This window comes from Streptosporangium sp. H13245, from assembly GCF_055690525.1.
The window spans coordinates 84,293-107,154 of sequence record NZ_JBSZKT010000015.1 but is presented as its reverse complement, the minus strand read 5'-3'; the positions used below and the strand labels follow the sequence as shown (position 1 = coordinate 107,154).

General features: G+C 71.1%; 24 protein-coding genes. 13 read left to right on the top strand and 11 right to left on the bottom strand.

The window, feature by feature from the left end; all coding sequences use genetic code 11:
* Positions 1–126 precede the first annotated feature (126 nt).
* Together rpsT and ACW9TB_RS22480 are read right to left on the bottom strand one after the other, a co-directional pair.
* Positions 127–399 carry a 30S ribosomal protein S20 gene (gene rpsT, locus ACW9TB_RS22485; protein ID WP_472750007.1) on the bottom strand — a complete coding sequence of 91 codons (273 nt, stop codon included), beginning with the start codon at positions 397–399 and terminating at the stop codon, positions 127–129.
* Between the two features lie 176 nt (positions 400–575).
* On the bottom strand, positions 576–1,577 hold the full coding sequence (locus ACW9TB_RS22480; RefSeq protein ID WP_472750006.1) for a glycoside hydrolase family 18 protein: 1,002 nt from the start codon (positions 1,575–1,577) through the stop codon (positions 576–578).
* A gap of 74 nt (positions 1,578–1,651) precedes the next feature.
* On the opposite strand from ACW9TB_RS22480, the gene lepA reads away from it, so the two are divergent.
* On the top strand, positions 1,652–3,490 hold the full coding sequence (gene lepA, locus ACW9TB_RS22475) for a translation elongation factor 4 (RefSeq protein ID WP_472750005.1): 1,839 nt from the start codon (positions 1,652–1,654) through the stop codon (positions 3,488–3,490).
* Positions 3,491–3,572: 82 nt separating this feature from the next.
* Here the strand turns inward: lepA and ACW9TB_RS22470 are convergent, their stop codons facing one another.
* On the bottom strand, positions 3,573–4,850 hold the full coding sequence (locus ACW9TB_RS22470; RefSeq protein WP_472750004.1) for a glycoside hydrolase family 18 protein: 1,278 nt from the start codon (positions 4,848–4,850) through the stop codon (positions 3,573–3,575).
* A gap of 241 nt (positions 4,851–5,091) precedes the next feature.
* Between ACW9TB_RS22470 and ACW9TB_RS22465 the strand changes: the two genes are divergently transcribed.
* Together ACW9TB_RS22465 and hemW are read left to right on the top strand one after the other, a co-directional pair.
* Positions 5,092–5,925 carry a hypothetical protein gene (locus tag ACW9TB_RS22465; protein WP_472750003.1) on the top strand — a complete coding sequence of 278 codons (834 nt, stop codon included), beginning with the start codon at positions 5,092–5,094 and terminating at the stop codon, positions 5,923–5,925.
* 145 nt (positions 5,926–6,070) lie between these two features.
* The gene (gene hemW / locus ACW9TB_RS22460; RefSeq protein ID WP_472750002.1) at positions 6,071–7,282 is read left to right on the top strand and encodes a radical SAM family heme chaperone HemW; all 1,212 of its coding nucleotides are present in this window, start codon (positions 6,071–6,073) and stop codon (positions 7,280–7,282) included.
* 16 nt (positions 7,283–7,298) lie between these two features.
* On the opposite strand, the gene ACW9TB_RS22455 is transcribed toward hemW, so the two are convergent.
* Genes ACW9TB_RS22455 through ACW9TB_RS22445 form a run of 3 tightly spaced genes read right to left on the bottom strand, consistent with a single transcriptional unit; the run spans position 7,299 to position 9,645 of the window.
* Positions 7,299–7,979 carry a DUF4870 domain-containing protein gene (locus ACW9TB_RS22455; protein ID WP_472750001.1) on the bottom strand — a complete coding sequence of 227 codons (681 nt, stop codon included), beginning with the start codon at positions 7,977–7,979 and terminating at the stop codon, positions 7,299–7,301.
* A gap of 24 nt (positions 7,980–8,003) precedes the next feature.
* Positions 8,004–8,819: a DUF3097 domain-containing protein gene (locus tag ACW9TB_RS22450; protein WP_472750000.1), complete on the bottom strand. Its 816-nt coding sequence runs from the start codon at positions 8,817–8,819 to the stop codon at positions 8,004–8,006.
* Between the two features lie 58 nt (positions 8,820–8,877).
* On the bottom strand, positions 8,878–9,645 hold the full coding sequence (locus ACW9TB_RS22445) for a hypothetical protein (RefSeq protein ID WP_472749999.1): 768 nt from the start codon (positions 9,643–9,645) through the stop codon (positions 8,878–8,880).
* A 182-nt stretch (positions 9,646–9,827) separates the two neighbouring features.
* Between ACW9TB_RS22445 and hrcA the strand changes: the two genes are divergently transcribed.
* The 3 genes from hrcA to ACW9TB_RS22430 all read left to right on the top strand — a co-directional run bounded on the left by hrcA (position 9,828) and on the right by ACW9TB_RS22430 (position 12,823).
* Complete coding sequence (gene hrcA / locus ACW9TB_RS22440; RefSeq protein WP_472750054.1) at positions 9,828–10,841, top strand: heat-inducible transcriptional repressor HrcA; 1,014 nt, start codon at positions 9,828–9,830, stop codon at positions 10,839–10,841.
* A gap of 14 nt (positions 10,842–10,855) precedes the next feature.
* Positions 10,856–11,998 (top strand): molecular chaperone DnaJ, encoded by a 1,143-nt coding sequence (gene dnaJ, locus ACW9TB_RS22435; protein ID WP_472749998.1) that lies wholly within the window; start codon positions 10,856–10,858, stop codon positions 11,996–11,998.
* A 93-nt stretch (positions 11,999–12,091) separates the two neighbouring features.
* Positions 12,092–12,823, top strand: a complete 732-nt coding sequence (locus ACW9TB_RS22430; protein WP_472749997.1) for a 16S rRNA (uracil(1498)-N(3))-methyltransferase — start codon at positions 12,092–12,094, stop codon at positions 12,821–12,823.
* Positions 12,824–12,884: 61 nt separating this feature from the next.
* Here the strand turns inward: ACW9TB_RS22430 and ACW9TB_RS22425 are convergent, their stop codons facing one another.
* Positions 12,885–13,595 (bottom strand): hypothetical protein, encoded by a 711-nt coding sequence (locus ACW9TB_RS22425; RefSeq protein ID WP_472749996.1) that lies wholly within the window; start codon positions 13,593–13,595, stop codon positions 12,885–12,887.
* Positions 13,592–14,071, bottom strand: a complete 480-nt coding sequence (locus ACW9TB_RS22420; protein ID WP_043655278.1) for a SigE family RNA polymerase sigma factor — start codon at positions 14,069–14,071, stop codon at positions 13,592–13,594. The genes ACW9TB_RS22425 and ACW9TB_RS22420 overlap by 4 nt, the downstream gene beginning before the upstream one ends.
* Positions 14,072–14,355: 284 nt before the next feature.
* Here ACW9TB_RS22420 and ACW9TB_RS22415 point away from each other — a divergent pair, with 284 nt between their 5' ends.
* The 7 genes from ACW9TB_RS22415 to era all read left to right on the top strand — a co-directional run bounded on the left by ACW9TB_RS22415 (position 14,356) and on the right by era (position 20,241).
* On the top strand, positions 14,356–14,706 hold the full coding sequence (locus ACW9TB_RS22415) for a histidine triad nucleotide-binding protein (RefSeq protein WP_472750053.1): 351 nt from the start codon (positions 14,356–14,358) through the stop codon (positions 14,704–14,706).
* 92 nt (positions 14,707–14,798) lie between these two features.
* Positions 14,799–15,863 carry a PhoH family protein gene (locus ACW9TB_RS22410; protein WP_472749995.1) on the top strand — a complete coding sequence of 355 codons (1,065 nt, stop codon included), beginning with the start codon at positions 14,799–14,801 and terminating at the stop codon, positions 15,861–15,863.
* A 141-nt stretch (positions 15,864–16,004) separates the two neighbouring features.
* A complete protein-coding gene (gene ybeY, locus ACW9TB_RS22405; protein ID WP_329092012.1) occupies positions 16,005–16,487 on the top strand; it encodes an rRNA maturation RNase YbeY in 483 nt (160 codons plus the stop codon).
* Complete coding sequence (locus ACW9TB_RS22400) at positions 16,484–17,785, top strand: hemolysin family protein (RefSeq protein WP_472749994.1); 1,302 nt, start codon at positions 16,484–16,486, stop codon at positions 17,783–17,785. Before ybeY ends, ACW9TB_RS22400 begins: the two co-directional genes overlap by 4 nt.
* A 412-nt stretch (positions 17,786–18,197) precedes the next feature.
* Entirely contained in the window at positions 18,198–18,830 is a 633-nt protein-coding gene (locus ACW9TB_RS22395) for a hypothetical protein (RefSeq protein WP_472749993.1), read from the top strand.
* A gap of 140 nt (positions 18,831–18,970) precedes the next feature.
* The gene (locus tag ACW9TB_RS22390) at positions 18,971–19,303 is read left to right on the top strand and encodes a cytidine deaminase (protein ID WP_329092017.1); all 333 of its coding nucleotides are present in this window, start codon (positions 18,971–18,973) and stop codon (positions 19,301–19,303) included.
* A gap of 17 nt (positions 19,304–19,320) precedes the next feature.
* On the top strand, positions 19,321–20,241 hold the full coding sequence (gene era, locus ACW9TB_RS22385; RefSeq protein ID WP_472749992.1) for a GTPase Era: 921 nt from the start codon (positions 19,321–19,323) through the stop codon (positions 20,239–20,241).
* 158 nt (positions 20,242–20,399) lie between these two features.
* Here the strand turns inward: era and ACW9TB_RS22380 are convergent, their stop codons facing one another.
* The 3 genes from ACW9TB_RS22380 to ACW9TB_RS22370 are packed head-to-tail and all read right to left on the bottom strand — an operon-like array spanning position 20,400 to position 22,831.
* Positions 20,400–21,242, bottom strand: coding sequence for an urease accessory protein UreD (locus ACW9TB_RS22380; protein ID WP_472749991.1), 843 nt, complete (start codon positions 21,240–21,242; stop codon positions 20,400–20,402).
* A 2-nt stretch (positions 21,243–21,244) separates the two neighbouring features.
* Complete coding sequence (ureG, locus tag ACW9TB_RS22375; RefSeq protein ID WP_472749990.1) at positions 21,245–21,913, bottom strand: urease accessory protein UreG; 669 nt, start codon at positions 21,911–21,913, stop codon at positions 21,245–21,247.
* Between the two features lie 27 nt (positions 21,914–21,940).
* Entirely contained in the window at positions 21,941–22,831 is an 891-nt protein-coding gene (locus ACW9TB_RS22370) for an urease accessory protein UreF (protein WP_472749989.1), read from the bottom strand.
* Positions 22,832–22,862 lie beyond the last annotated feature (31 nt).

The following is a 22,862-nucleotide window of genomic DNA, read 5'->3' as shown; positions in this document are numbered from 1 at the left end:
CCTTGGGCGGGGCAGGGAGAGGAAACTTCCTCGGGCGGAGCTGGGAGAAGAGGGGCCGGGAGAAGAGAAGAAACGCGAGAACGCCGCATCCCCGGCGAGGGGTGCGGCGTTCGGCGATGCGTGGGACTACTTGGCGGCCGACAGGGCGGCGGCGCGCTGGGCGATCGCCGACTTGCGGTTGGCAGCCTGGTTCTTGTGGATCACGCCCTTGCTGGCGGCCTTGTCCAGCTGGCGGGAGGCGGCGCGCTGCAGCACGGCGGCCTCTTCGACGTTGCCCTGCTCGGCGGCCTCGCGGAACTTACGGATGGCCGTCTTCAGGGAAGACTTGACAGCCTTGTTACGCAGCCGGGCCTTCTCGTTCTGCCGGTTGCGCTTGATCTGGGACTTGATGTTCGCCACGAAGAAGCCTCGGTGAATGTCGTTGGATGGGGCGCGCGGGCAGAGAGGGCGCGCCACACGCAGTTGACTAGGCTACCAACTGCCGTGGTCGACACTCAAATCGACAGGCCGGGCAGAGGGATGCCTGATCAGTTTAGCGTGTGGTCCCGGTGGCTCGGACCAGAAGACCAGAATCCCTACGGCTTGAACCAGAACTTCTCGTACTCCACCCAGTCCTCCTTGGTGGCGGCGAAGTCGACGTAGAGCGCGAGGCCGAACCGCTCGCGCGGTTTGCCGTACGAGGTCAACGCCAGCCGGGCGCCCCGGGCCGCGTTCTCGACGCTCTCGGCCTCGTCGGCCCAGGGGACGTCGTGGTCGTGATAGGCCGGGGCGCCGATCAGCACCGTCTTCTCCTCGGGGACGAGCTCCAGCGCCAGCGAGCTCTGCCGTACGACGTAGCCGCCGTAGACGGAGGGGAAGGGGAGGTAGGAGTCGTAGGTCATGATCGCCACCTGGTCGGTGAGCTTCGCCACCTGGGCGAAGTAGTCGGGCGACCAGTACTTGTCGCGGCCGATGGCGGCGCGCGCGGCCGGGCGGACGAGCGGGAAGGGCTCGATCTGCGGGGTCGAGGTGGAGAGCAGGCCGTCGCCCACGATCGCGCGGGTCCGGGTCAGCAGGTCGAGGAAGTCGGTGTCGCCGTCGCCGATCGGCTCGAAGTTGTAGTGGACGCCGTCGAAGCCGAGCGCCGTGATCGCGCGGGCGCCGTCCAGCACGCGCTGCCTGGAGGCCGCGTCGTCGAGGTCCAGGACGCCGTCGACCTTCTGGCCGAGCCAGGCCGACACCCTGACCTTGGGGAGTTCCTCGCGCCACCACTTCAGGAAGTCGGCCGCCTTCGGGTATTTGCCGACGGGTAGTGTCCCGTCCGGATCGAACGGGCCGGAATGGACGTACACGTCCTTGATCCCGGTCTTCCTCAGCCGGGTGGCGAGGGTACGCACGTCGTCGGCCGTCTTGCGGCCGTCGACCCACGCGTGGCCCAGCCACAGGGCGTCGTGGCCGGTCGTCTTCGCCCAGGGGGCGGGTGTCCCGGTAAACTGCAGGGTGAGGGTGGCCACGGCCACCCCTGGAAGCGCGAGGAGCAGGGCCGCCACCATAGCGAGGAACCGCAGGCCGCGCCGTGCTCTGGTCCGGGCAATCACCCGGACATGTCACCATGGAAGACGGCTGGCATGCCAGCCGTGTGATCGTCATCAATCTGTTGAAACGGACCCCGGTGCGCATTCAGCCTGGCCAGACCGACCCCGCTGTGCTCCGCAACTTCTGCATCATCGCGCATATCGACCATGGCAAGTCGACGCTCGCCGACCGGATGCTGCAGATCACCGGAGTGGTCGACGACCGTTCCATGCGCGCTCAGTACCTCGACCGGATGGACATCGAGCGCGAGCGCGGCATCACGATCAAGTCGCAGGCGGTCAGGCTCCCGTGGCGGGTCGGCGACGCCGACTACGTCCTCAACATGATCGACACCCCCGGGCACGTCGACTTCACCTACGAGGTCTCCCGGTCGCTCCAGGCGTGTGAGGGCGCGATCCTGCTGGTCGACGCCGCGCAGGGCATCGAGGCGCAGACGCTGGCCAACCTCTACCTGGCCATGAACAACGACATGACGATCATCCCGGTGCTCAACAAGATCGACCTGCCCGCCGCCCAGCCGGAGAAGTACGCCGCGGAGATCGCCCACCTCATCGGCTGCGAGCCGGAGGACGTGCTGAGGGTCTCCGGCAAGACCGGCGTGGGCGTCCGCGAGCTGCTGGACCACGTGGTGGCGAACATCCCCGCCCCGGTCGGCGACGCCGACGCGCCCGCCCGCGCGCTGATCTTCGACTCGGTGTACGACACCTACCGGGGCGTGATCACGTACGTCCGGGTCATGGACGGCCACCTGGGCAAGCGCGAGCGCATCCTGATGATGTCCACCACCGCGGCCCACGAGACGCTGGAGATCGGCGTCATCTCGCCCGAGCCGAAGATCGCCGACCAGGGGCTCGGCGTCGGCGAGGTGGGCTACCTGATCACCGGTGTGAAGGACGTCCGCCAGTCGCGGGTCGGCGACACGGTGACCTCCGTGACGCGTCCGGCCGCCAAGGCGCTCAGCGGGTACGAGCACCCCAAGCCCATGGTCTTCTCTGGCCTGTATCCCATCGACGGGGACGACTACCCCGACCTTCGCGAGGCGCTGGACAAGCTCCAGCTCAACGACGCCGCCCTGGACTACGAGCCGGAGACCTCCGCGGCCCTGGGCTTCGGATTCCGCTGCGGCTTCCTCGGCCTGCTCCACATGGAGATCGTCCGCGAGCGGCTGGAGCGCGAGTTCAACCTCTCGCTCATCTCGACCGCGCCCAACGTGGTCTACCGGGTGATCATGGAGGACGGCAAGGAGGTCGTCGTCACCAACCCCTCGGAGTTCCCCACCGGCAAGGTGGAGAAGGTCTACGAGCCGATGGTCAAGACGACCGTGCTCGTCCCCTCGGAGTTCATCGGCGCCATCATGGAGCTGTGCCAGAACCGCCGGGGCAACCTGCAGGGCATGGACTACCTGTCCGAGGACCGCGTCGAGATCCGCTACACCATGCCGCTCGGCGAGATCATCTTCGACTTCTTCGACCAGCTCAAGTCCCGTACGCGCGGCTACGCCTCGCTGGACTACGAGCCCTCGGGCGAGCAGGAGTCGGACCTGGTCAAGGTCGACATCCTGCTCCAGGGCGAGGCCGTGGACGCCTTCAGCGCGATCGTCCACCGGGAGAAGTCGTACGCCTACGGGGTCGAGATGGCCAAGAAGCTGCGCGAGCTCATCCCCAGGCAGCAGTTCGAGGTGCCGATCCAGGCGGCGATCGGCGCCCGGGTCATCGCCCGTGAGAACATCCGCGCCATCCGCAAGGACGTCCTCGCCAAGTGCTACGGCGGCGACATCTCCCGCAAGCGCAAGCTGCTGGAGAAGCAGAAGGAGGGCAAGAAGCGGATGAAGATGGTCGGCCGCGTCGAGGTGCCCCAGGAGGCGTTCGTCGCCGCGCTGTCCACCGAGTCCTCCACGGACAAGCCCAAGAAGTAGCCGCCGGGGGCGGTTGTAAAACGTGCGGGCGAGGCCGCTGGTGACCCAGATCCTGCGGCCTCGCCCGGTATGAGGGGGTCGCTCAGCGCAGGACGCTGTAGAGCGCCGAGGTGAGCGACGCCTTGTTGTCGTCCTGGTCGATGGACCACATCATCGAGCCGCCGAGGCCCTTCAGGCGGATGTAGGCCGCCTTCTGGAGCAGCGAGGCCGGGTCGTCGTAGGACCAGAACTCGTTACCGTCGTAGAGCCACACCGACCCGGTCAGCAGGTCGCGGTAGCGCTTGCCGGGCTTGTTCACGAGGACCTTGTAGTCCTCGGTCCCCGCGGCGAAGGTGCCGGGAGCCGGGCCGGTGGAGGTCCCGTACAGGCCGTTCTTCCCGCCGGTGACGCCGGTCCAGCCCTGGCCGTACGACGGCACGCCCACCACGATCTTCTTGGCGGGGGCGCCGCGCGTGATGTAGTCGCGGACGGTCTGGTCCACGCTGTACTTCACCGGGTTGGGGTCGCGGCGGTCGTTGAACAGGTTCCCGTTGTGGCCGGTGACGGTCTCCCACGGGCCGTGCAGGTCGTAGCCCTGGACGGTGGCGAAGGTGAGCTGCTTGAAGACGTCGCGGACCTCGAAGCCCGCGTCGATCTTCGCGGCGGCGGCGGGCAGGAAGGCGGTCAGCTCGGTACGCCGGTCGAACTCGTTCATCTGGCGGCGGATCTCGGTGACGAACAGGGTGAAGTTCCGCTTGTCCTCGGGACGGATGACGTTGCCGACCTCGCCGGAGGAGCCGGGCCACTCCCAGTCGAGGTCGATGCCGTCGAACACGCCCGCGCCGGTGCCGGGGGCGGTGCCGGGCAGGTTGCCCTTGAGCCACACGTCGATGCAGGAGGCGGCCAGCTTGGCGCGGCTCTCGGGGGTGAGCACCGCGTCGGAGAAGTACTTCGAGCCGGTCCAGCCGCCGAGGGAGATCAGCGCCTTGAGGCCGGGGTGCTTGGCCTTGAGCTTCTTCAGCTGGTTCAGGTTGCCGTTCAGCGCCTGGCCCGCCTCGTCGGCGACGCCGTCCACGCTCTGCTCGGCGGGCACCGGGCGCTGCCAGTCGGCCCACGGGTCGGGGGAGTAGCAGGTGCCCTCGGCGTTGACGAAGCCGAAGGCGTAGTTGATGTGAGTCAGCTTGGCGGCGGCGCCGCTGGTCTCCATGTCCTTGACGTGGTAGTTGCGACCGTAGACGCCCCACTGGATGAAGTAGGCGACCCGCTTGTAGCGGTCACCGTGTCCCTGGGGGGTCTGGGCCTGGGCCGGGGCCGGAACGGCCACCGCCGCGAGACCCGCGGCGAGGGCTGCCGCGATCACTTTACGGAGGAGTCTCTGCACGGGCTTCTCCACTGCTTGGAATAGTAACTTATAGGAAACTTTCCTTTAAGTTTCCCCGGATCGTAGACCTGCGTGATCTGGCCGTCAACGGCCAACGGCGTTTTGACCGGTGGGCGGCGGGATGCTTCGACTAACTTGGTAAGGCATGGAGCAGCAGGCGTTCTGCAACCGGTGTGGCACCCCTGTGAGCGGGCTGCCGCGATGCCCCAGGTGTGGGGCGCCGACGGGGGGGCAGCCCCCGGTGAGCCAGTCCCCACCGGCCCAGCCCGTTCCCCCGGGCGGGAGCCGGATCCCGCCCGGGGAGTGGCGGCAGGACCCCGCCGACTGGCAGCAGCATCTCCCGCCGGACGAGCGGCCCCGGCCGCCCACGCCGGGAGGCTGGGCTCCGGCACCGTCGCGGGGCCGCGACCGGCCGCCCCGCGAGGACCGCAAGGTCTGGCCGCCGGTCGCGCTGGCCACGCTCTTCGCGGTGATGACGGTCGCCGCGGGGGCCTTCTGGCTCACCCTGAGAGACGGCGGCACGTCCGTGGCGGGCGGCATCCGGACGGCGGCGAGCGGTGACCGGGCGGAGGCCGAGACCGGGACGCCCCCTGCCGGGCGGGTCGCGCGGGTCCCACAGGGGCCCGGGGACGCCGAGACCCAGGCCAGGGTCCTCGACGCCCTGCTCGCCGACAGCGGCGGCTCCAGGTCGGGCCTCGGCTCGGCCCTCGACCAGCTGCGTTCCTGCGAGGGCACCGCCACCGGGCTCGCCACGCTCCAGCGGATCACCGCCGCCCGCCGCGAGCAGGTGGTCCAGGTCAGGGCGCTGGGGGTCGGTGCGCTCGACGGCGGCGACGCGGTCAAGGAGCGCCTCACCAGGGCCCTCACCGCCTCGCTCGACGCCGACGAGGCGTTCCTCGCCTGGGCGACCCGCCAGGAGGCCGGGTGCGACCGCGCCTGGAGCGGCGACGACGACTACCGGCGGGGGCTCGCCTTCTCCGGCGAGGCGACCACGGCCAAGAAGGGCTTCCTGAGGCTGTGGAACCCCCTCGCCCGGCGGTACGACCTGCCGGTGCGGGACGAGCACGAGATCTGACCCCCGGGCGGGGGTTCCATCACTTCGAGCCGGTCGGTGTCCCCGAGCAGGCGTTCCAGCCGGTCGGCGTCCCTGGTCGCCTGATCCTCGGCGTACCTGATCCTCGGCGTACCGGGCATCGCGGAGGAAGCGGCAGACTTGGGGCGTGCCATCCACACTTCCCGACGGGGATCCCGCGCCCGCCTCGGGCGAGCTCCCGGAGAGCGCGCTCGCCGGGCTCGGCGAGCGGCCCTTCGGTTTCTACGTCCACGTCCCCTTCTGCGTGACCCGGTGCGGTTACTGCGACTTCAACACCTACACGGCGTCCGAGCTCGGCCCCGGCGCGTCGCAGAAGGACTACGCGGACACCGCCGTCGACGAGGTGCGGCGGGCACGGGCCAACCTCGGCGCCGCGCGCCTCCCCGTCGAGACCGTGTTCTTCGGCGGGGGAACCCCCACCCTGCTTCCCGCCGGAGACCTCGTACGGATCCTGGGGGCGATCGAGGAGGAGTTCGGGCTCGCCCCCGGCGCGGAGGTGAGCACCGAGGCCAACCCCGAGTCGGTGGACCCCGCCTACCTGGCGGAGCTGCGCGCGGGCGGGTTCAACCGGATGAGCTTCGGGATGCAGAGCGCACGCGAGCACGTGCTCCAGGTGCTGGACCGCCGCCACACCCCCGGCCGGCCCGCGCGGGCCGTACGGGAGGCGCGGGAGGCGGGGTTCGACCACGTCAACCTCGACCTGATCTACAGCACGCCGGGGGAGAGCGACGACGACTGGCGCGCGTCACTGGCCGCGGCGATCGAGGCGGGACCCGACCACGTCTCCGCGTACTCGCTGATCGTCGAGGACGGGACGAGGCTGGCCGCCAGGATCAGGCGCGGCGAGCTGCCGATGCCCGACGACGACGTGGCGGCCGACCGCTACCTGATCGCCGACGCCATGCTGGCCGAGGCGGGGTTCGAGTGGTACGAGGTGTCCAACTGGGCGACCTCGGAGGCCGGGCGCTGCCGCCACAACCTCCTCTACTGGACCGGCGGCGACTGGTGGGGCGTCGGCCCCGGGGCGCACAGCCACGTCGGCGGCACCCGCTGGTGGAACGTCAAGCACCCCGCCGCCTACGCCCAGCGCCTGGCCGCGGGCACCTCGCCCGCGCACGCGCGCGAGGTGCTGGGCCCGCGGGACAGGGCGGTGGAGCGGCTGATGCTGGAGCTGCGGCTCGCCAGGGGCTTCCCGCTCGGGGAGCTGGAACGCCCCCCGGTGGTCGCCCGCGCGCTGGCCGACGGCCTGCTGGAGGTGGAGTCGTTCAAGGCGGGCCGCGCGGTGCTCACCCTGCGCGGCCGCCTGCTGGCCGACGCGCTGGTCCGCGACCTCACCTGAGGGACTCTCGGGCGGGTCAGCTGACGAAGCGGATGTTCATCGGGTAGCGGTATCTCTCTCCCCGGTTGGCCGCCACCGCGGCGACGATCGACATGATGATCGATCCGATCCAGAGGAAGAACATCAGCACGAAACCGATGAGCACGAACGCCAGGACCCAGGAGACGACGTAGACGATCAGCACCGTGAGCTGGAAGTTGAGCGCCTCGGCGGACTGGTCGCGCACGTAGGGCGACTCGTCCTTCTTCGCCAGATAGAGCACCAGCGGCCCGACGAAGGAGGTCAGCAGGCCCAGCAGGTGGGCGAGCATCGACATGGTGGTGTCGTCGCTGCCCGGCCTCGGGCCGTACGTCCCCGGCGGGACCTGGTAGCCGTACCCCTGCGGCGCGCCGTACGCGTCGTAGCCGGGGTATCCGGGCTGGTAACCCCCCTGGTGGCCGCTCTGGTAGCCGCCCGCGTCGTACGGGGAGGCGGGCGGCGGGTAGCCCCCGTAGCCCTGGCCCGGCTGCCCGTAGCCCTGGCCGGGAGGCCCGTAGCCCGGTCCCGGGTGGCCGTAGCCCTGGCCGGGCGGGCCGGGCTGGCCGTACCCCGGGGGCGGGGGCGGGGGGCTCTGACCCGGCCGGGTATGGCCGGGAGGGGGGTCACCGATACGCCGTGTCCGGTCGTCGCCCGGTGGGTCCTCGGGGTTCTCGCTCATGTCCCCTCCTGATGGGTTGACGGCCTAGCCATCCTCGCCGGGAACCGTCACGAAGTCGATTAATTCCTCGACGGGGCCGAGGAGCTCGGGTTCCAGATCGGCATATGTCGTGACCGATCCGAGAATGCGGCGCCATGCGGCGGCGGGCTCCATATTCCAGCCCAGCGCGGCGACGACGCCCTCCTTCCAGGGCACGCCGCGTGGCACCGACGGCCAGGAAGGGATCTTGAGCACGCGCGGCCTGACCGCCTGCCAGACGTCCACGAACGGGTGCCCGACGATCAGCACGTGCGGTGAGGAGATCTGCGCGGCGATCCGGCTCTCCTTGGAACCGGGGACCAGGTGGTCGACGAGCACGCCCAGCCGCCGCTCCGGCCCCGGGCCGAACTCCTCGACGATCGAGGGCAGGTGGTCGACCCCCTCCAGGTACTCCACGACCACGCCCTCGACCCGCAGGTCGTGCCCCCAGACCTTCTCCACGAGCGCGGCGTCGTGCACGCCCTCCACGTAGATCCGGCTCTCCTTGGCGACCTGGGCCCGCAGGCCCTCCACCGCGATGGAGCCCGACGCGCTCCGCCGGGGGCCGCGCGGCGCGGCGGCGGGCCGTACGAGCGTCACCACCTTGCCCTCCAGGAGGAACGCGGCCGGCTCCAGCGGGAACACCCGCCGGCGCCCGAAGCGGTCCTCCAGGGTGACGGCCTCCTTGTCGCAGGCCACCACGGCGCCGCAGAAGCCGCCGTCGGCGTCCTCGACGACCAGGTCGAGCTCCGCGGGAACCTGGGGGATCGTCCCCCTGCGGGGGCGCCGCCAGTCTCCCGCCAGAACGTCACGCTCGTACATCACCGACCGCCCACCCTCTCTCGCCGGGGATCAGGTGGGACGCTAGCAAACACCACCGTCACCTGCCGTAGGGTCCCGGCTGTCCCCACTGCCCCACCGGCACCGCGGCGGCCTGGCGCTTGCGGGCGCCGCTCCGCTTCACCATCACGACGATCGTCACGACGATGGCGAGCAGGAACCCGATACCGGGGATCACGAACAGGGCGGCCACCCCGCCCACCAGCGAGTCGGCGGCCAGTTCCTTGCCCACGCCGAAGGTCGTGCCCTCCGCGGGGTCGGCGGAGCACTGGACCTGGTAGTCGCCCGCCTGGTCCACGCCGACCCGCAGGCCCATCTCCCAGGTGACGCCGTCGGATCCCGCGACGGTCTGCTGGATGTCGGGCTTCTGCAGGCGGGGCGTGCCCGTGCCGCCCTTCAGCGTGCACCCGAACTGGGTGGGCCCGCCGGTGGCGACGTAGATCGCGGGCTTGTCCGCCGGGTCGATCGCGACCGTCGCGGCCTCGCCGGGGGCGAACGTCTTCGTCGGGGCCGCGTCGGTGACCGCGCCGACGAGGCCGCCGGCGAAGCCGCCGACGCCGATGATGATGCTGACCAGGGCGAGCAGCCAGACACCGACGATCCATCCGATGCTCGGCTTGATCTTCCCGCTGGGCGGCGGCGGTCCCTGCGGGGCGCCGTAGCCGGGAGGGGCGTAACCGTACGAGGGGGGCTGCTGGCCGTACTGCTGCTGGCCGTACTGCTGTTGGCCATACGGCGGCTGCTGGGGGCCGCCGTGACCGGGGCCGCGGGAGGCGTCGCCCGGATAAGAACCGAAATCGTTGGACATGACCAAATTGTGGTGGGTGTCGCTTGGATCGCGATAGCAGTTGACTTGACAACGGCTTGCCGTCATCATCCGCAGCTCTTGCTTATCGCGCCTTCCGCGACGGGGCCGTACACTTGGCACTCGGGAACACAGAGTGCCAAACCTCGTGTTTCCCTCTGAACGCAGGCAGGGAGGTGACCACGTTGGTCGACGACCGCAAGCTCGCCGTGCTCCGCGCCATCGTCGAGGACTACGTGTCCACCAACGAGCCGGTGGGTTCGAAAGCTCTCGCGGACCGGCACAACCTGGGGGTGTCCCCGGCGACGATCCGCAACGACATGGCGGTTCTGGAGGAGCAGGGCTACATCGCCCAGCCCCACACCAGCGCCGGCCGGGTGCCCACCGACAAGGGCTACCGGCTCTTCGTCGACCGGCTCTCGCAGGTGAAACCCCTGTCGAGCGCGGAACGCAAGGCCATCGAGAGCTTTCTCGCGGGCGCGGTGGACATCGACGACGTCGTCATGCGGACGGTGCGGCTGCTGGCCCAGCTCACCCGGCAGGTCGCCGTGGTGCAGTATCCGACGCTGACCCACTCGACGGTCAGGCACGTCGAGCTGGTGCCGCTGAGCGAGCGCCGGCTGATGTTCGTGCTGATCACCAACACCGGCAGGGTCGAGCAGCGCGTGGTCGAGCTGACCAACGTCGTCGACGAGCAGCGCGTGGCCCATCTGCGCGCGATGCTCAACGCCTCCCTCGACGGATGCGGGCTCACCAGCGTCCCCGACAGGGTCGCCGACCTGCCGGAGCGGCTGCCCACGGAGGACCGGCCGCTCGCGGCCACTATCCTGTCCGTACTGCTTGAGTCCCTGGTGGACAGGCATGATGAGAAGATCGTTTTTGCCGGGGCCGCCAACCTCGCGGGAGCCGACTTCACCGTCGGGCTCCGCGACGTGCTGGAGGCCCTGGAAGAGCAGGTCGTGCTCATGCGACTGCTCGGTGAGACCTCCGACCTTTCCGCGCTGACCGTGCGGATCGGATCGGAGAACCCCTACACCGGACTCCAGGGCACGTCCATCGTCGCCGCCGGATACGGTTCTGGGGACAAGCAACTGGCCCGGCTCGGTGTGCTGGGCCCGACGCGAATGGACTACCCGGTCACGATGGGCGCGGTGCGCGCGGTGGCACGCTACGTCAGCCAGATCCTGGCTGCATCATAAGAGGTCAACGAAAAGTGGCTAAGAGCGACTACTACGGCACCCTCGGGGTGCGCCGCGACGCCAGTGCGGAGGAGATCAAGAAGGCGTACCGCCGCCTGGCGCGCGAGCTGCATCCCGACGTCAACCCCGACCCCGAGACCCAGGAGCGCTTCAAGGAGATCACGCAGGCCTACGAGGTCCTGTCCGACTCCGGCAAGCGACAGATGTACGACATGGGCGCCGACCCGTTCGCCTCGGGCGGGGCCGCGGGGGCCGGGGGCTTCGGCGCCGGGTTCCCGTTCAGCGACATCATGGACGCCTTCTTCGGCGCGGCCGGTGGCGGCGGCGGGCGAGGTCCCCGCTCCCGGGCCCGCCGAGGGCGCAACGCCACCATCAGGGTCGAGCTCGACCTGCGCGAGTCGGGCTTCGGCACCACCCGCGAGCTGGTCGTCGACACCGCCGTGGTCTGCGAGGTCTGCACGGGCTCCGGCGCCGCGGCGGGCACCCACCCCGACACCTGTGACATGTGTCACGGCCGTGGCGAGGTGTCCCAGGTCACCCGGTCCTTCCTCGGCCAGGTCATGACCTCCCGGCCCTGCCCCCAGTGCGGCGGCTTCGGATCGATCATCCGCAACCCCTGCCAGGAGTGCTCCGGCGACGGCAGGGTCCGCACCCGGCGGACCATCAAGGTCCGCATCCCGGCCGGGGTCGAGGACGGCACCCACATCCAGCTCGCCGGCGAGGGGGAGATCGGCCCGGGTGGAGGCCCGCCCGGAGACCTGTTCCTGGAGATCGTCGAGCGTCCCCACGAGATCTTCGAGAGGCGCGGCGACGACCTGCACTGCACCGTGCAGATCCCGATGACCGCCGCCGCGCTCGGCACCATCCTGACCATGGAGACGCTCGACGGCGCCGAGGAGCTCGACATCCGCCCCGGCACGCAGTCGGGGCAGACGATCCCGCTCTACGGGCGGGGCGTGCAGCGGCTGAACGAAACGGGCCGGGGCGACCTGCTCATCCACGTGAACGTGGAGACCCCCTCCCGCCTCGACACCGAGCAGGAGGACCTCCTGAAGGAGCTCGCCAGGCTCCGCGGCGAGGAGCGCCCGCCGGGCAAGTTCGCCCCCGGGCAGCAGAGCTTCTTCTCCCGCCTGCGGGACGCCTTCAATGGCCGCTGACGCGGCCCGCTCCCGGCCGGGACGTTCGGCTTCGCGCGTCGTCCCGGCCCGTTCCCGGTCGCGGCACCCCGGCGCGGTCCGCCCCGACGGCCCATGACCGTCCCGGTCTTCCTGGCCGAGCCCGGCGACCTGGCCAGGCCGGAGTTCGTCTTCGGCGGTCCCGAGGGACGCCACGCGGCGGCCGTACGGCGGCTGCGGGCGGGCGAGCGGCTCGACCTGACCGACGGGGCGGGCTCCGTCGCCGAGTGCGTGGTGATCGAGGCGGGCAAGGACTCGCTCCGGGTCGAGGTGCTGCGCCGCCACGACGTGCCCGCGCCGTCACCGCGCCTGGTCGTGGTCCAGGGCCTGCCCAAGGGCGACCGGGGCGAGCTGGCCGTGGAGATGATGACCGAGGCGGGGGTCGACGTGATCGTTCCCTGGTCCGCGGCCAGGTGCGTCACCCAGTGGAAGGGCGAGCGGGCGGCCAGGGCGCTGGCCCGCTGGCGCTCCACGGCCCGCGAGGCGGGCAAGCAGTCGCGCCGCTTCCACCTGCCCGAGGTGACGGAGCTCGCCTCCACCGCGAAGGTGACGGGCCTGCTGTCGGCGGCGGCGCTGGGGGTCGTGCTGCACGAGGAGGCCGCCGCGCCGCTGTCCGGGCTGCCTCTCCCCGCGGGCGGCGACATCGTCGTGGTGGTCGGCCCCGAGGGCGGGGTGTCCGGGGAGGAGATCGCCGCGTTCCGCGAGGCCAAGGCCGTACCGGCGCTGCTCGGGCCGACGGTGCTGCGCACCTCGACGGCCGGGGTCGTCGCGGCGGCGGTGCTCCAGACGCGCACCGGCCGCTGGTAACACCTGCCGCGAAGACCCTTCGAGGAGGACCGGTCAGGGCTCGCCGTGACCGGTCACCGCGCTAGCTCTGGATGGGGGTCGGGGCGAGGGTGCTCGCCTCCGTCGGCACGGGGGGCGACACGTCGTCCGAGGGCGCGCACTCGTCGGGCGAGCACGGGCTCTCCGAGGGAGCCGGTGGCCTCGTCCGCGTCCTCGTCGGCGTCGGTGTCGCCTCGACCTCCTCACACCTCGCGGGGACCCCGCTGGGCTCGGCGTCGGGGCTGTCGAGGGAGGTGGGGCAGGTGGGCGTCGGCGTCGCCGCGGGCTTGGGAACCGTCGTCGCCGGGTTGGTCCTGGAGGTCGGCCGCGCGCTGGAGGTCGCGCTCCTGGACGTGGTGGGCGTCGGAGGGAGCATCGTGGCACCGGGACCCGACCTGCTGACGGCCGGGAGCGGGGCGTGGTTGGACGGCGGCTGCGGGTCGGGCGCCGGGGGACGCGAGGTGGCCGACCCGTCGACGGGAGGGGTCGCCTCGGTGAAGTTGACCCCTTCGGTGCTCACCCGGGGGATCACCTGCTCGCGGAACTGGGGAACCACCATGACGACGGTCGCCGCGACGAGAACCGCGCCGGCGACGGAGGCCCCCGCGCGCCACCACACCAGCCAGCGGAGCCCGCGCCGCTCGATGCGGCCCCGGATTATCTCCAGCCCGTCCGGGGAGGGAACGACCGAGTTCGCCTCCGCGCTGAGCGCGCGGCGAAGCAGCTCGCCGTACTCATCCGGGGAGTCGGTCATGACAGTTGCTCCAGTGAGGTTCGTAGGGCGGCCATGCCGCGAGCCGTGTGGCTCTTGACCGCGCCTTTGCTGATGCCCATCGCGTGGGCGATCTGCGCCTCGGACAGGTCTCCGTAGTAACGCAGGACCAGGGCCTCCCGTTGGCGTGCGGGCAGCCCGCGGAGCGCTTCGATGACGGCGGACCGCTCGAACTCGCCGATCGCGCCGTTCTCGGCGCTCGGCGCGTCGGGCATGCCCTTGGGCGCGTACTTCTCGACGACCGCCCGGTGCCGAAGCACCGAACGTGATCGGTTGACGACCGACTGTCGCAGGTAGGCCAGTGCCTTGTCGGTGTCGCGCAGTCGGCGCCAGGCGCCATGGATGGCGACGAACGCGTCCTGCACGACCTCCTCCGCGGTTGCCATATCGCGGACGAGTAAGACGGCGAGACGCACAAGAGACCGATAGTGCGCGCTGTAGAGCGCGGTAACGGCCATGTCGGCATCCCATCCGACGGGCACCGCCCCGAGCGACCTGTCGGCCACGAGGGTCTCGGTGGTCACATCAGTGGGACGCTTGGCCTTCCCAGAGGGTTTACGCTCTTCCGGTTCATTAGGGGGCATGACCCAGTCGTGTCCTCGCCAGGCGGCCATATATTGCTGTGCGCAAAGGGCTGTCGTGGTTGAAGTTTTGCACACCCACCATATCCGGGCGGATCTTTGTTTGCGGACGGGAACCATCACCGATTCGCAACGTCCTCGGCGGTATGGTGCCTGTCATGGTGAGCGAAGCCGACTGCCTGTTCTGCAGGATCGTGGCCAAGGAGATTCCCGCGGAGATCGTCTACGAGACCGATCGCGCGCTGGCCTTCCGCGATGTCAACCCCCAGGCGCCGACCCACGTGCTGGTGGTCCCCAAGGAGCACCACAGGGACGCGGCGGCCCTGGCCGCGGCCGACCACGGCCTGGCCGACGAGGTGATCAGGGCGGCGCACGAGGTCGCCCTGCTGGAGGGGGTCGCCGAGTCCGGCTACCGGCTGGTGTTCAACACCGGGCCCGGCGCCGGTCAGACCGTCTTCCACGTGCACGGACACGTGATCGGCGGGCGCGACCTGCGGTGGCCGCCCGGCTGAAAACCGGTAGGCGCGATCCCGGCGATCGCGGATAGCATGGCGTTGAAGTTCCACGCCTATATCTGGAGGCGAACAGGCCGTAAGGCCCGCTCATGTCCGAGACAAACGATTCCAGCAGAACGACGCCGAGGTCCCGGGGTGCCAGCCGGATCCAGGCGAAGGTGGTTATTCCGGACGATCAGTCGATGGTCAGCCTGCTGGGCTCGCGCGACGAGCTGTTGCGCGTCATCGAGGGCGCCTTCCGCGCCGACATCCACGTCCGGGGCAACGAGATCACCGTCACCGGCAGCCCCGAGGAGAGCAGCACCGTGGTGCGGCTCTTCGAGGAGATGTCCGAGCTCGTCCGCGGGGGCGCGCAGCTCACGGCCGACGCGGTCGAGCGCAGCATCGCCATGCTGCGGATGACCTCCGACAGGCCCGCCGAGGTTCTCTCCCTGGACATCATCTCCTCGCGGGGCCGGACCATCCGCCCGAAGACCGTGAACCAGAAGCGTTACGTCGACGCGATCGACAAGTTCACCATCGTCTTCGGCATCGGCCCGGCCGGCACGGGCAAGACCTACCTCGCCATGGCGAAGGCCGTGAAGGCCCTCCAGGAGAAGAAGGTCAACCGGATCATCCTCACCCGCCCCGCCGTCGAGGCGGGCGAGAGGCTGGGCTTCCTGCCGGGCACGCTCTACGAGAAGATCGACCCCTACCTGCGCCCGCTCTACGACGCGCTGCACGACATGCTCGACCCCGACTCGATCCCCAGGCTGATGGCCGCGGGCACGATCGAGGTCGCCCCCCTGGCCTACATGCGCGGCCGTACGCTCAACGACGCCTACATCATCCTGGACGAGGCGCAGAACACCTCGCCGGAGCAGATGAAGATGTTCCTGACGCGGCTGGGCTTCAACTCGAAGATCGTCGTCACCGGTGACGTCACCCAGGTCGACCTGCCGAACGGCACGCAGAGCGGCCTCCGGGTCGTCCAGGACATCCTCGACGGCATCTCCGACATCCACTTCAGCCGCCTGACCAGTGCCGACGTGGTACGGCATAAGCTGGTGGGAGACATCGTGGACGCGTACGGGCGCTACGACGAGACGCAGCGCCAGAGCAGCGCCGTGGAGCAGATCAAGGGTGTGGCCAAGCGCCCCCGGGGGAGATCATGAGAACGGACGGGCCGGCGGCCGGTCGAGAAGCGGTGGGCGAGCGATGAGCGCGGAGCGACTCCGGCGCGGGAAGCGGATCGGGTCGCGGGACACCCACCTGTCGCGCCGATCGCGCGGCGAGCGGGGAGCGGTGAAGGGCCGATGAGCGTCGAGGTCAACAACGAGTCCGGCGTCGAGATCGACGAGGGGCTCATCGTCTCCCTGTCGGGGCACGTGCTGGAGCGGATGGGCATCAACCCGCTCGCCGAGCTGTCGATCCTGGTCGTCGACGAAGAGGCGATGTCGGTGCTGCACGAGCAGTGGATGGGCGAGCCGGGCCCCACGGACGTGCTGGCCTTCCCGATGGACGAGCTGCGCCCCGGGCCCGGCGCGGGAGCCAGGCAGGAGGGCGACGCGCCCACCGACCCGGCGCTCCTCGGCGACGTGGTGCTCTGCCCGCAGGTGGCCGCCAAGCAGGGGGCCGAGGCCGGGCACGGCACCGAGGCCGAGCTGGAGCTGCTGTGCACGCACGGCATCCTCCACCTGCTCGGCTACGACCACGCGGAGCCCGAGGAGCACAAGGAGATGTTCGGCCTTCAGGGCGAGCTTCTGGAGTCGTGGCGGGAGGTGCGCCCCCAGCGGTGAACTTCGCCAACGGGTGGTTGTTCTCGGCCGTCGTCCTCGTCGTGGTCGGCGGGTTGATCGCCAGCGCGGAGACGGCCCTGACCCGCATCTCAAGGGTTCGCGCGGAGGAGTTCTGCCGCGACGGGCGCCGGGGCGCGGGGCGCCTTCAGGCCATCGTCGCCGACCCGCCGCGCTACCTGAACCTCCTGCTCCTGCTCAGGCTGAGCTGCGAGCTGGTCGCCACGGTGATCGCCACGCTGCTCTTCATCGACTGGCTCGGCGACCAGGGCTGGGCCTACGCCGCCGCGGCGGCCGTCATGATCGTCATCAGCTACGTGATCGTCGGGGTCTCCCCGCGTACGCTGGGCCGCCAGCACGCGGAGCCGATCGCGCTCGCCAGCGCGCCCCTGGTCTACGGCCTGACCCGGATCTTCGGCCCCCTGCCCAAGCTGCTCATCCTGCTCGGCAACGCGGTGACGCCCGGCAAGGGCTTCCGCGAGGGACCCTTCACCTCGGAGGCCGAGCTGCGCGACCTGGTCGACCTGGCCGAGGAGCGCAGGGTGATCGAGCCCGACGAGCGGGAGATGATCCACTCGGTCTTCGAGCTCGGTGACACCCTGGCCCGCGAGGTCATGGTGCCGCGCACCGACATGGTGTTCATCGAGCGCGGCAAGACGCTGAACCAGGCCCTGTCGCTCGCCCTGCGCAGCGGTTTCTCGCGGATCCCCGTGGTCGGCGAGAACGAGGACGACGTCATCGGCATCGCCTACCTCAAGGACATCGCGCGCCGGGTGCAGGACACCGGTGACGAGGGACGCGCCGAGCCGGTGGAGTCCCTCATGCGCCCGGCCACCTACGTGCCGGAGAGCAAGCCGATCGACCAGCTTCTCCGCGAGATGCAGGCCCGTCAGATCCACCAGGCCATCGTCATCGACGAGTACGGCGGCACGGCCGGTCTGGTCACCATCGAGGACATCCTGGAGGAGATCGTCGGTGAGATCGCCGACGAGTACGACCAGGAGGCGCCCAGGGTGGAGCCGCTGGCGGACGGCGCGGTCCGGGTGACCGCCAGGCTCCCGGTGGGCGACCTGGAGGACCTGTTCGGCATCGAGCTTGAGGTCGACGACGTCGAGACCGTCGGGGGGCTGCTGGCGCACGCGCTGGGGCGGGTGCCGATCGCCGGTTCCCAGGCGGTGGTGGAGGGGCTCAGCCTGACGGCCGAGAGCCTCGCCGGGCGCCGCAACCGGATCGGCACGGTCCTCGTCACCAGGGCCGTCCCCGCCGAGCCCGACTCCGTCTCGGCCTCCGCCGACCAGTGAGGGGCCCCGGGCCGCCGTGGCGGCCCGGGGGCAGGACGAGCCGGATCCGGGGCGGGCCATCCGTTCCCAAGCCGTCCGCAAGCCTTCTGCAAGCGGGTCGCGCGATGCTTCTTCCACGGCACCCGGTCGCGCGGGAGCCGGTGGGGAAGGTCCCGGCGCCCGGAGGGGTTCGCGGTGCGGGGGATCGGCTCCAGGGGGAGACAGAGTCACGCAGGGCTCCGAGGCTGTCCTGCGTCACTCGCTCAAGGGTGTTCTCGACCGTGAAATGCGGTTGAGGGCACCCTTAGGCGTTTATTGAATGATTGCCGCTTTTGGTGACGGGGAAGAAAGCGGGTCGGCGGGGACGGGACGCCTCGCGCATGACATCGGGGGAATGTTCATGAGGCGGGCGATGAGTTTTGTGGTTTTTGCGGTGTTGTGTGGATTCGTATCGAGCGTTTCGGCCGGGTGTGGCGAGGGGCCCGGCGGCGCCACGGACCGCGCCGCGGAGCTGAACCGGCTGCGGGGGGTGCTCAGCGGGGCGCGGGACCTGCCGGACGGGTTCTCGGCCCGCCCGCGCGACGGCTGGCGCGCGCCCTTCAAGCCCGTCGACGAGGACTGCAGGCTCGTCCTCGACGCCGCCGGAAACAGGCCGCCGAAGCGGGCGCTGGGGGCGCGGGCCGCCGTGACCTACCAGGGGGACGGGGTCGGGGAGCTGGCCGGGTTCGGGCTGGCCTCCTACGCCGGTGACGACGCCGCGCTCCACTTCGGCGAGCTCGCCGAGGCGCTGGGCGGCTGCCCGGTCGCGCGCGCCCCCCTCGCGGGTCGCGGCACCGCCTTCAGGGTCTCCGACCTGGACCTGGACGCGGACCTGGGCGGGGTCGACGGCGGGGTGCAGGCCAGGCGGCTGAACGGCAGGCTGAACGGATACCCGTACGAGATCCACCTGGTGTTCGCCCTCAGCGGGCACACCCTGATCTCGCTGGTGCACGCCGGGGTCAGGGAGGTCGACCCCGCGCGCACCGGGCAGCTCACCCGCCTGCTGGTCGACGAGGTCGGCGCGTGAGCGGAGAACCGCCCGGGAGGACGCTGTGCAAGAGGGCGCTGTCTGAGGGGGACTGTCCGGGCGGGAGCGCCGACCGGATGAGGCCGGGCCGCAGTGAGAGCGGGTCGCCGTGAGGGCGGGGAGCTGAATACCCTTGTGCCGTGAGTGACGCGACCCTCGATCCCGAGGACAAGAAGATCATCGTGCTGGCCCGTTCCGCCCGTGCCCGCAACGGCGCCGCCGAGGGGGCCGCCGTACGGGACGAGACCGGCCGGACCTACTCGGCGACCAATGTGGCGCTGCCGTCGCTGACCCTGTCGGCGCTCCAGGTCGCCGTGGCGATGGCCGTGTCCAGCGGAGCGGAGTCGCTGGAGGCCGCCGCGCTGGTCACCGCGGGTGACGGTCCCTCCGACGCCGACACGCGGGCGGTCCGCGATCTGGGCGGCGAGACCGTGCTCGTGGCCGGTCCCGACGGGACGCCGCGTCAGAGCTGAGTCCGGCATCGGCGACAATGGTTGACGTGAGTTCCTCAGCTGCTGATTTCCATGCCGGTTTCGCCTGCTTCGTCGGCCGGCCCAACGTCGGCAAGTCCACGCTGATGAACGCGTTGGTCGGCACGAAGGTGGCGATCACCTCCTCCAAGCCCCAGACGACCCGCCGGGCCATCCGTGGCATCGTGCACCGTCCCGACTCCCAGCTCGTCATCGTCGACACTCCGGGTCTGCACCGGCCCCGCACGCTCCTGGGCGAGCGGCTGGACAGCCTGGTGCTCTCCACCCTCACCGAGGTCGACGTGATCGGCTTCTGCGTGCCCGCCAACGAGCCCATCGGCAAGGGCGACCGGTTCATCGCGGAGAAGCTCGCGGGCATCAAGAAGACCCCGGTGGTCGCCGTGGTGACCAAATGCGACCTGGCGGCCCGCGAGCAGATCGCCGCGCAGCTGCTCGCGATCTCCCAGCTCGCCGAGTTCGACGACATCGTCCCGGTCTCCGCGCAGTCGGGCGAGCAACTCGACGTGCTGGCCGACGTGCTGGTCCAGCACCTCCCGGAGAGCCCGCCGCTGTACGAGGGAGGCCAGCTCACCGACGAGCCCGAGCAGGTGCTGGTGGGCGAGCTGATCCGCGAGGCGGCCCTGGAGGGCGTACGCGACGAGCTGCCGCACTCGATCGCGGTCGTCGTCGACGAGATGATGCCCAGGGAGGGCCGCGACGACCTCCTCGACATCTACGCGCACATGTTCGTCGAGCGCCCGTCCCAGAAGGCCATCGTGATCGGGCACAAGGGGTCCCGGCTCAAGGACGTCGGCAGCCGCGCCCGCCAGCAGATCGAGGCCCTCCTCGGCACCCGCGTCTACCTCGACCTGCGCATCAGCGTCGCCAAGGACTGGCAGCGCGACCCCAAGCAGCTCCGCCGCCTGGGCTTCTACGACTGACGGCCCGGCCACCCTTTCCCGGAGGGGTGCCATGACGGACGGCCCCCGCCCCCTTCAGAGGCGGTGCTACGGCTGGCGGCCCGGACGCCCCCTCGGAGAGGGGGTCACGACGGACGCCCGGCCGCTTTTCTCGGAGGCGGTGCCACGAAAGGGCGGCGCTACGACCGAGGAGGCCCCGCCTCCTCGGGGGTGGCCGCCTCCTCGCCGGTCCGGAGCCGCCGCCGTAGCTCGACGGCGTCCCGGCCGAGGGCGGAGACCAGGGTGCCGGGGCCGGCCAGCGGAAGGACGGCCCAGCCGTCCCCGACCACCGTCTCCGGCGCCCGTCCGGTGATCAGGGTGCTGCCCACGCAGCGGGCGTCACCGTAGACGGCGGAGCTGCCGTCGATCTCCGGGTCGCCCACCACGAACTCCTGGCGGAGCAGCGGCAGCCCGCCGAGGACGGCGTCGAAGCGCGAGTGGCAACGTCCCGGCCGCTCGCCGTGCCGGCCGAAGACGATCTCCTCACGCCAGAACACCCGCGCGTCCTCGGCCAGGTCCAGCCGGACGACCATGCGGTGCAGGCAGCCCGCCGCGAGCACCGTAGGCTCCGGCGCGAACCGCAGCGAGGCGCCCGCGCCGACCCTGGCCGTGATCGTCATCAGCGACTCGGCCCCCGTGAAGCCGGGCAGCACCAGCGTGCTCGCGACCGACCGCACCTCCAGCGCGGTGCCCGGCGCCACCTCGATGTCGAGGGCCAGGTCGTCGCCGCCCAGCGGACCCGCGGCGGTGGACACCAGATGCACCTGGCCAGGCGCGGTCGCCCGTACCGTGATCGGCGGCCCCGAACGCATCGTGGCCAGGACGGTCCGGCCGCCGGAGTCGCGCCGGGTGGCGATCTCCGCCCGCGCCCTCATCGACCGCCGCCCGGCCCGCCCCGGCTCCGGCCGTACGGGCCGCGCGGGCGTGGGGGCGTCATGCACGGGTACGCGGCCGGGAGCGGGGGCGGAGTCGGTGACGGACATGATCAGGCGTTGGAGTGCTCGTGAGCCCAGGACTCGACCAGTCCGGTGACCCATTCGGAGACCGCGTGCGCGCTCGGATCCTCCCTGATCGAGGTGAACAGCACGGGCCTGCCCTCCCGTACGGCCGCCGCGTCGCGTGACATGACCGTGAGGTCCGCGCCGACCATCGGGGCCAGGTCGGTCTTGTTGACCACGAGCAGGTCGGCCGTCGTCACCCCGGGACCGCCCTTGCGCGGGACCTTGTCGCCGCCCGACACGTCCAGTACGAAGATCTGCCGGTCGGCCAGGCCCCTGCTGAAGGTGGCGGTGAGGTTGTCCCCGCCGCTCTCCACGATCACCAGGTCGAGCGGGCCGAACCGCTCCTCCAGGCTCTCCACCGCGTCGAGGTTGGCCGCGATGTCGTCGCGGATGGCGGTGTGCGGGCAGCACCCGGTCTGGACGGCGACGATCCGTTCCGGGTTGAGCACGCCCGCCCTGCGCAGGAAGTCGGCGTCCTCGGTGGTGTAGATGTCGTTGGTCACCACGCCCAGGCGCATCGAGGGACCGAGCGTCCGGCACAGGGCCGCGGTCAGTGCGGTCTTGCCGCTGCCGACGGGGCCTCCGATGCCCAGACGCAGTGCTCGTCCGTGAGGGTCGGCGGCGTGGTGGTGGTCGTCGTGGTTGGCGCCCATGGGGGTCACCGTCCTTCCAGATGGTCGTCAGGAGACGAAGAGCCTCAGATCTGCGCGGATGTGCTGTTCGGCGAGCAGGTCGAGCGCGGGGGCGGCGTGCGCGGGCAGTGACTCCCAGGGCTCCCAGGGCTCCCAGGGCTCCCGGGGCTTCCCGGACTCCCAGGACGCCTGTGACTCCCGCGACCGCGGGGTCTCCCCGGTGGGGACGGTGGTCGCGACCCTCTCCAGGGCCGGGGCGAGGTCGGCGAGCAGGCGGTGGACGGCGACCGGGTCCAGGCCCAGCAGCCGCACCGCCGCCGTGGCGGGTGCGGTGACGGAGGTGTAGGCCGCCGCGAGGGCGGCCTCGGCGGGGGAGCACCCCGCCACGGCCGCCACCGCGCCGAGCGCGAGGGGGTGGTGGACTCCCTGGGAGACGGCCCCGGCCAGCGTGTCGAGCACCGGGGAGGGCCAGATCCTCCGCGAGGTCCGCAGCAGCAGCCTGCCCTGCGTGCGGCTCGCCTCCCGCTGGGCGGGCGAGGAGATCCTGGCGTCGGCCTCCGCGTCCAGCCGTACCCACCGGGAACGGCTCGCCTCCGGATCCGGAGACGAGCCGTTCCCGGGAGCGGGAGCAGGAGTGTGCGCGGGACCGTGGCCGGGGAGGAGGACGGCGCCGTTCGCCCGCGCGGGAGCCTCCGCCGGTGGGCCGCTCGCCGGGGGCGGGAGGCTCGCGGAGAGGTGTGCCGCGCCGAGTTCGCAGGCCGAGGCGGCGAGGGCGGCCGTCACCAGGCCCGCGGTGGCCAGGCGGCCCCGCAGGAAGGCGGCGAGGCTGGGAAGGTCGTGGATCGCACCGATCCTGACCGCCTCCTCGGCGCCCCCGGAGTGGCCGTGGCCCCCGGCGGGCAGGCGGGAGTCGGCCAGGAGCAGCAACGCGGCGTTCATGCGCCACGGACCTCCTTTCGGCCGTACGGGA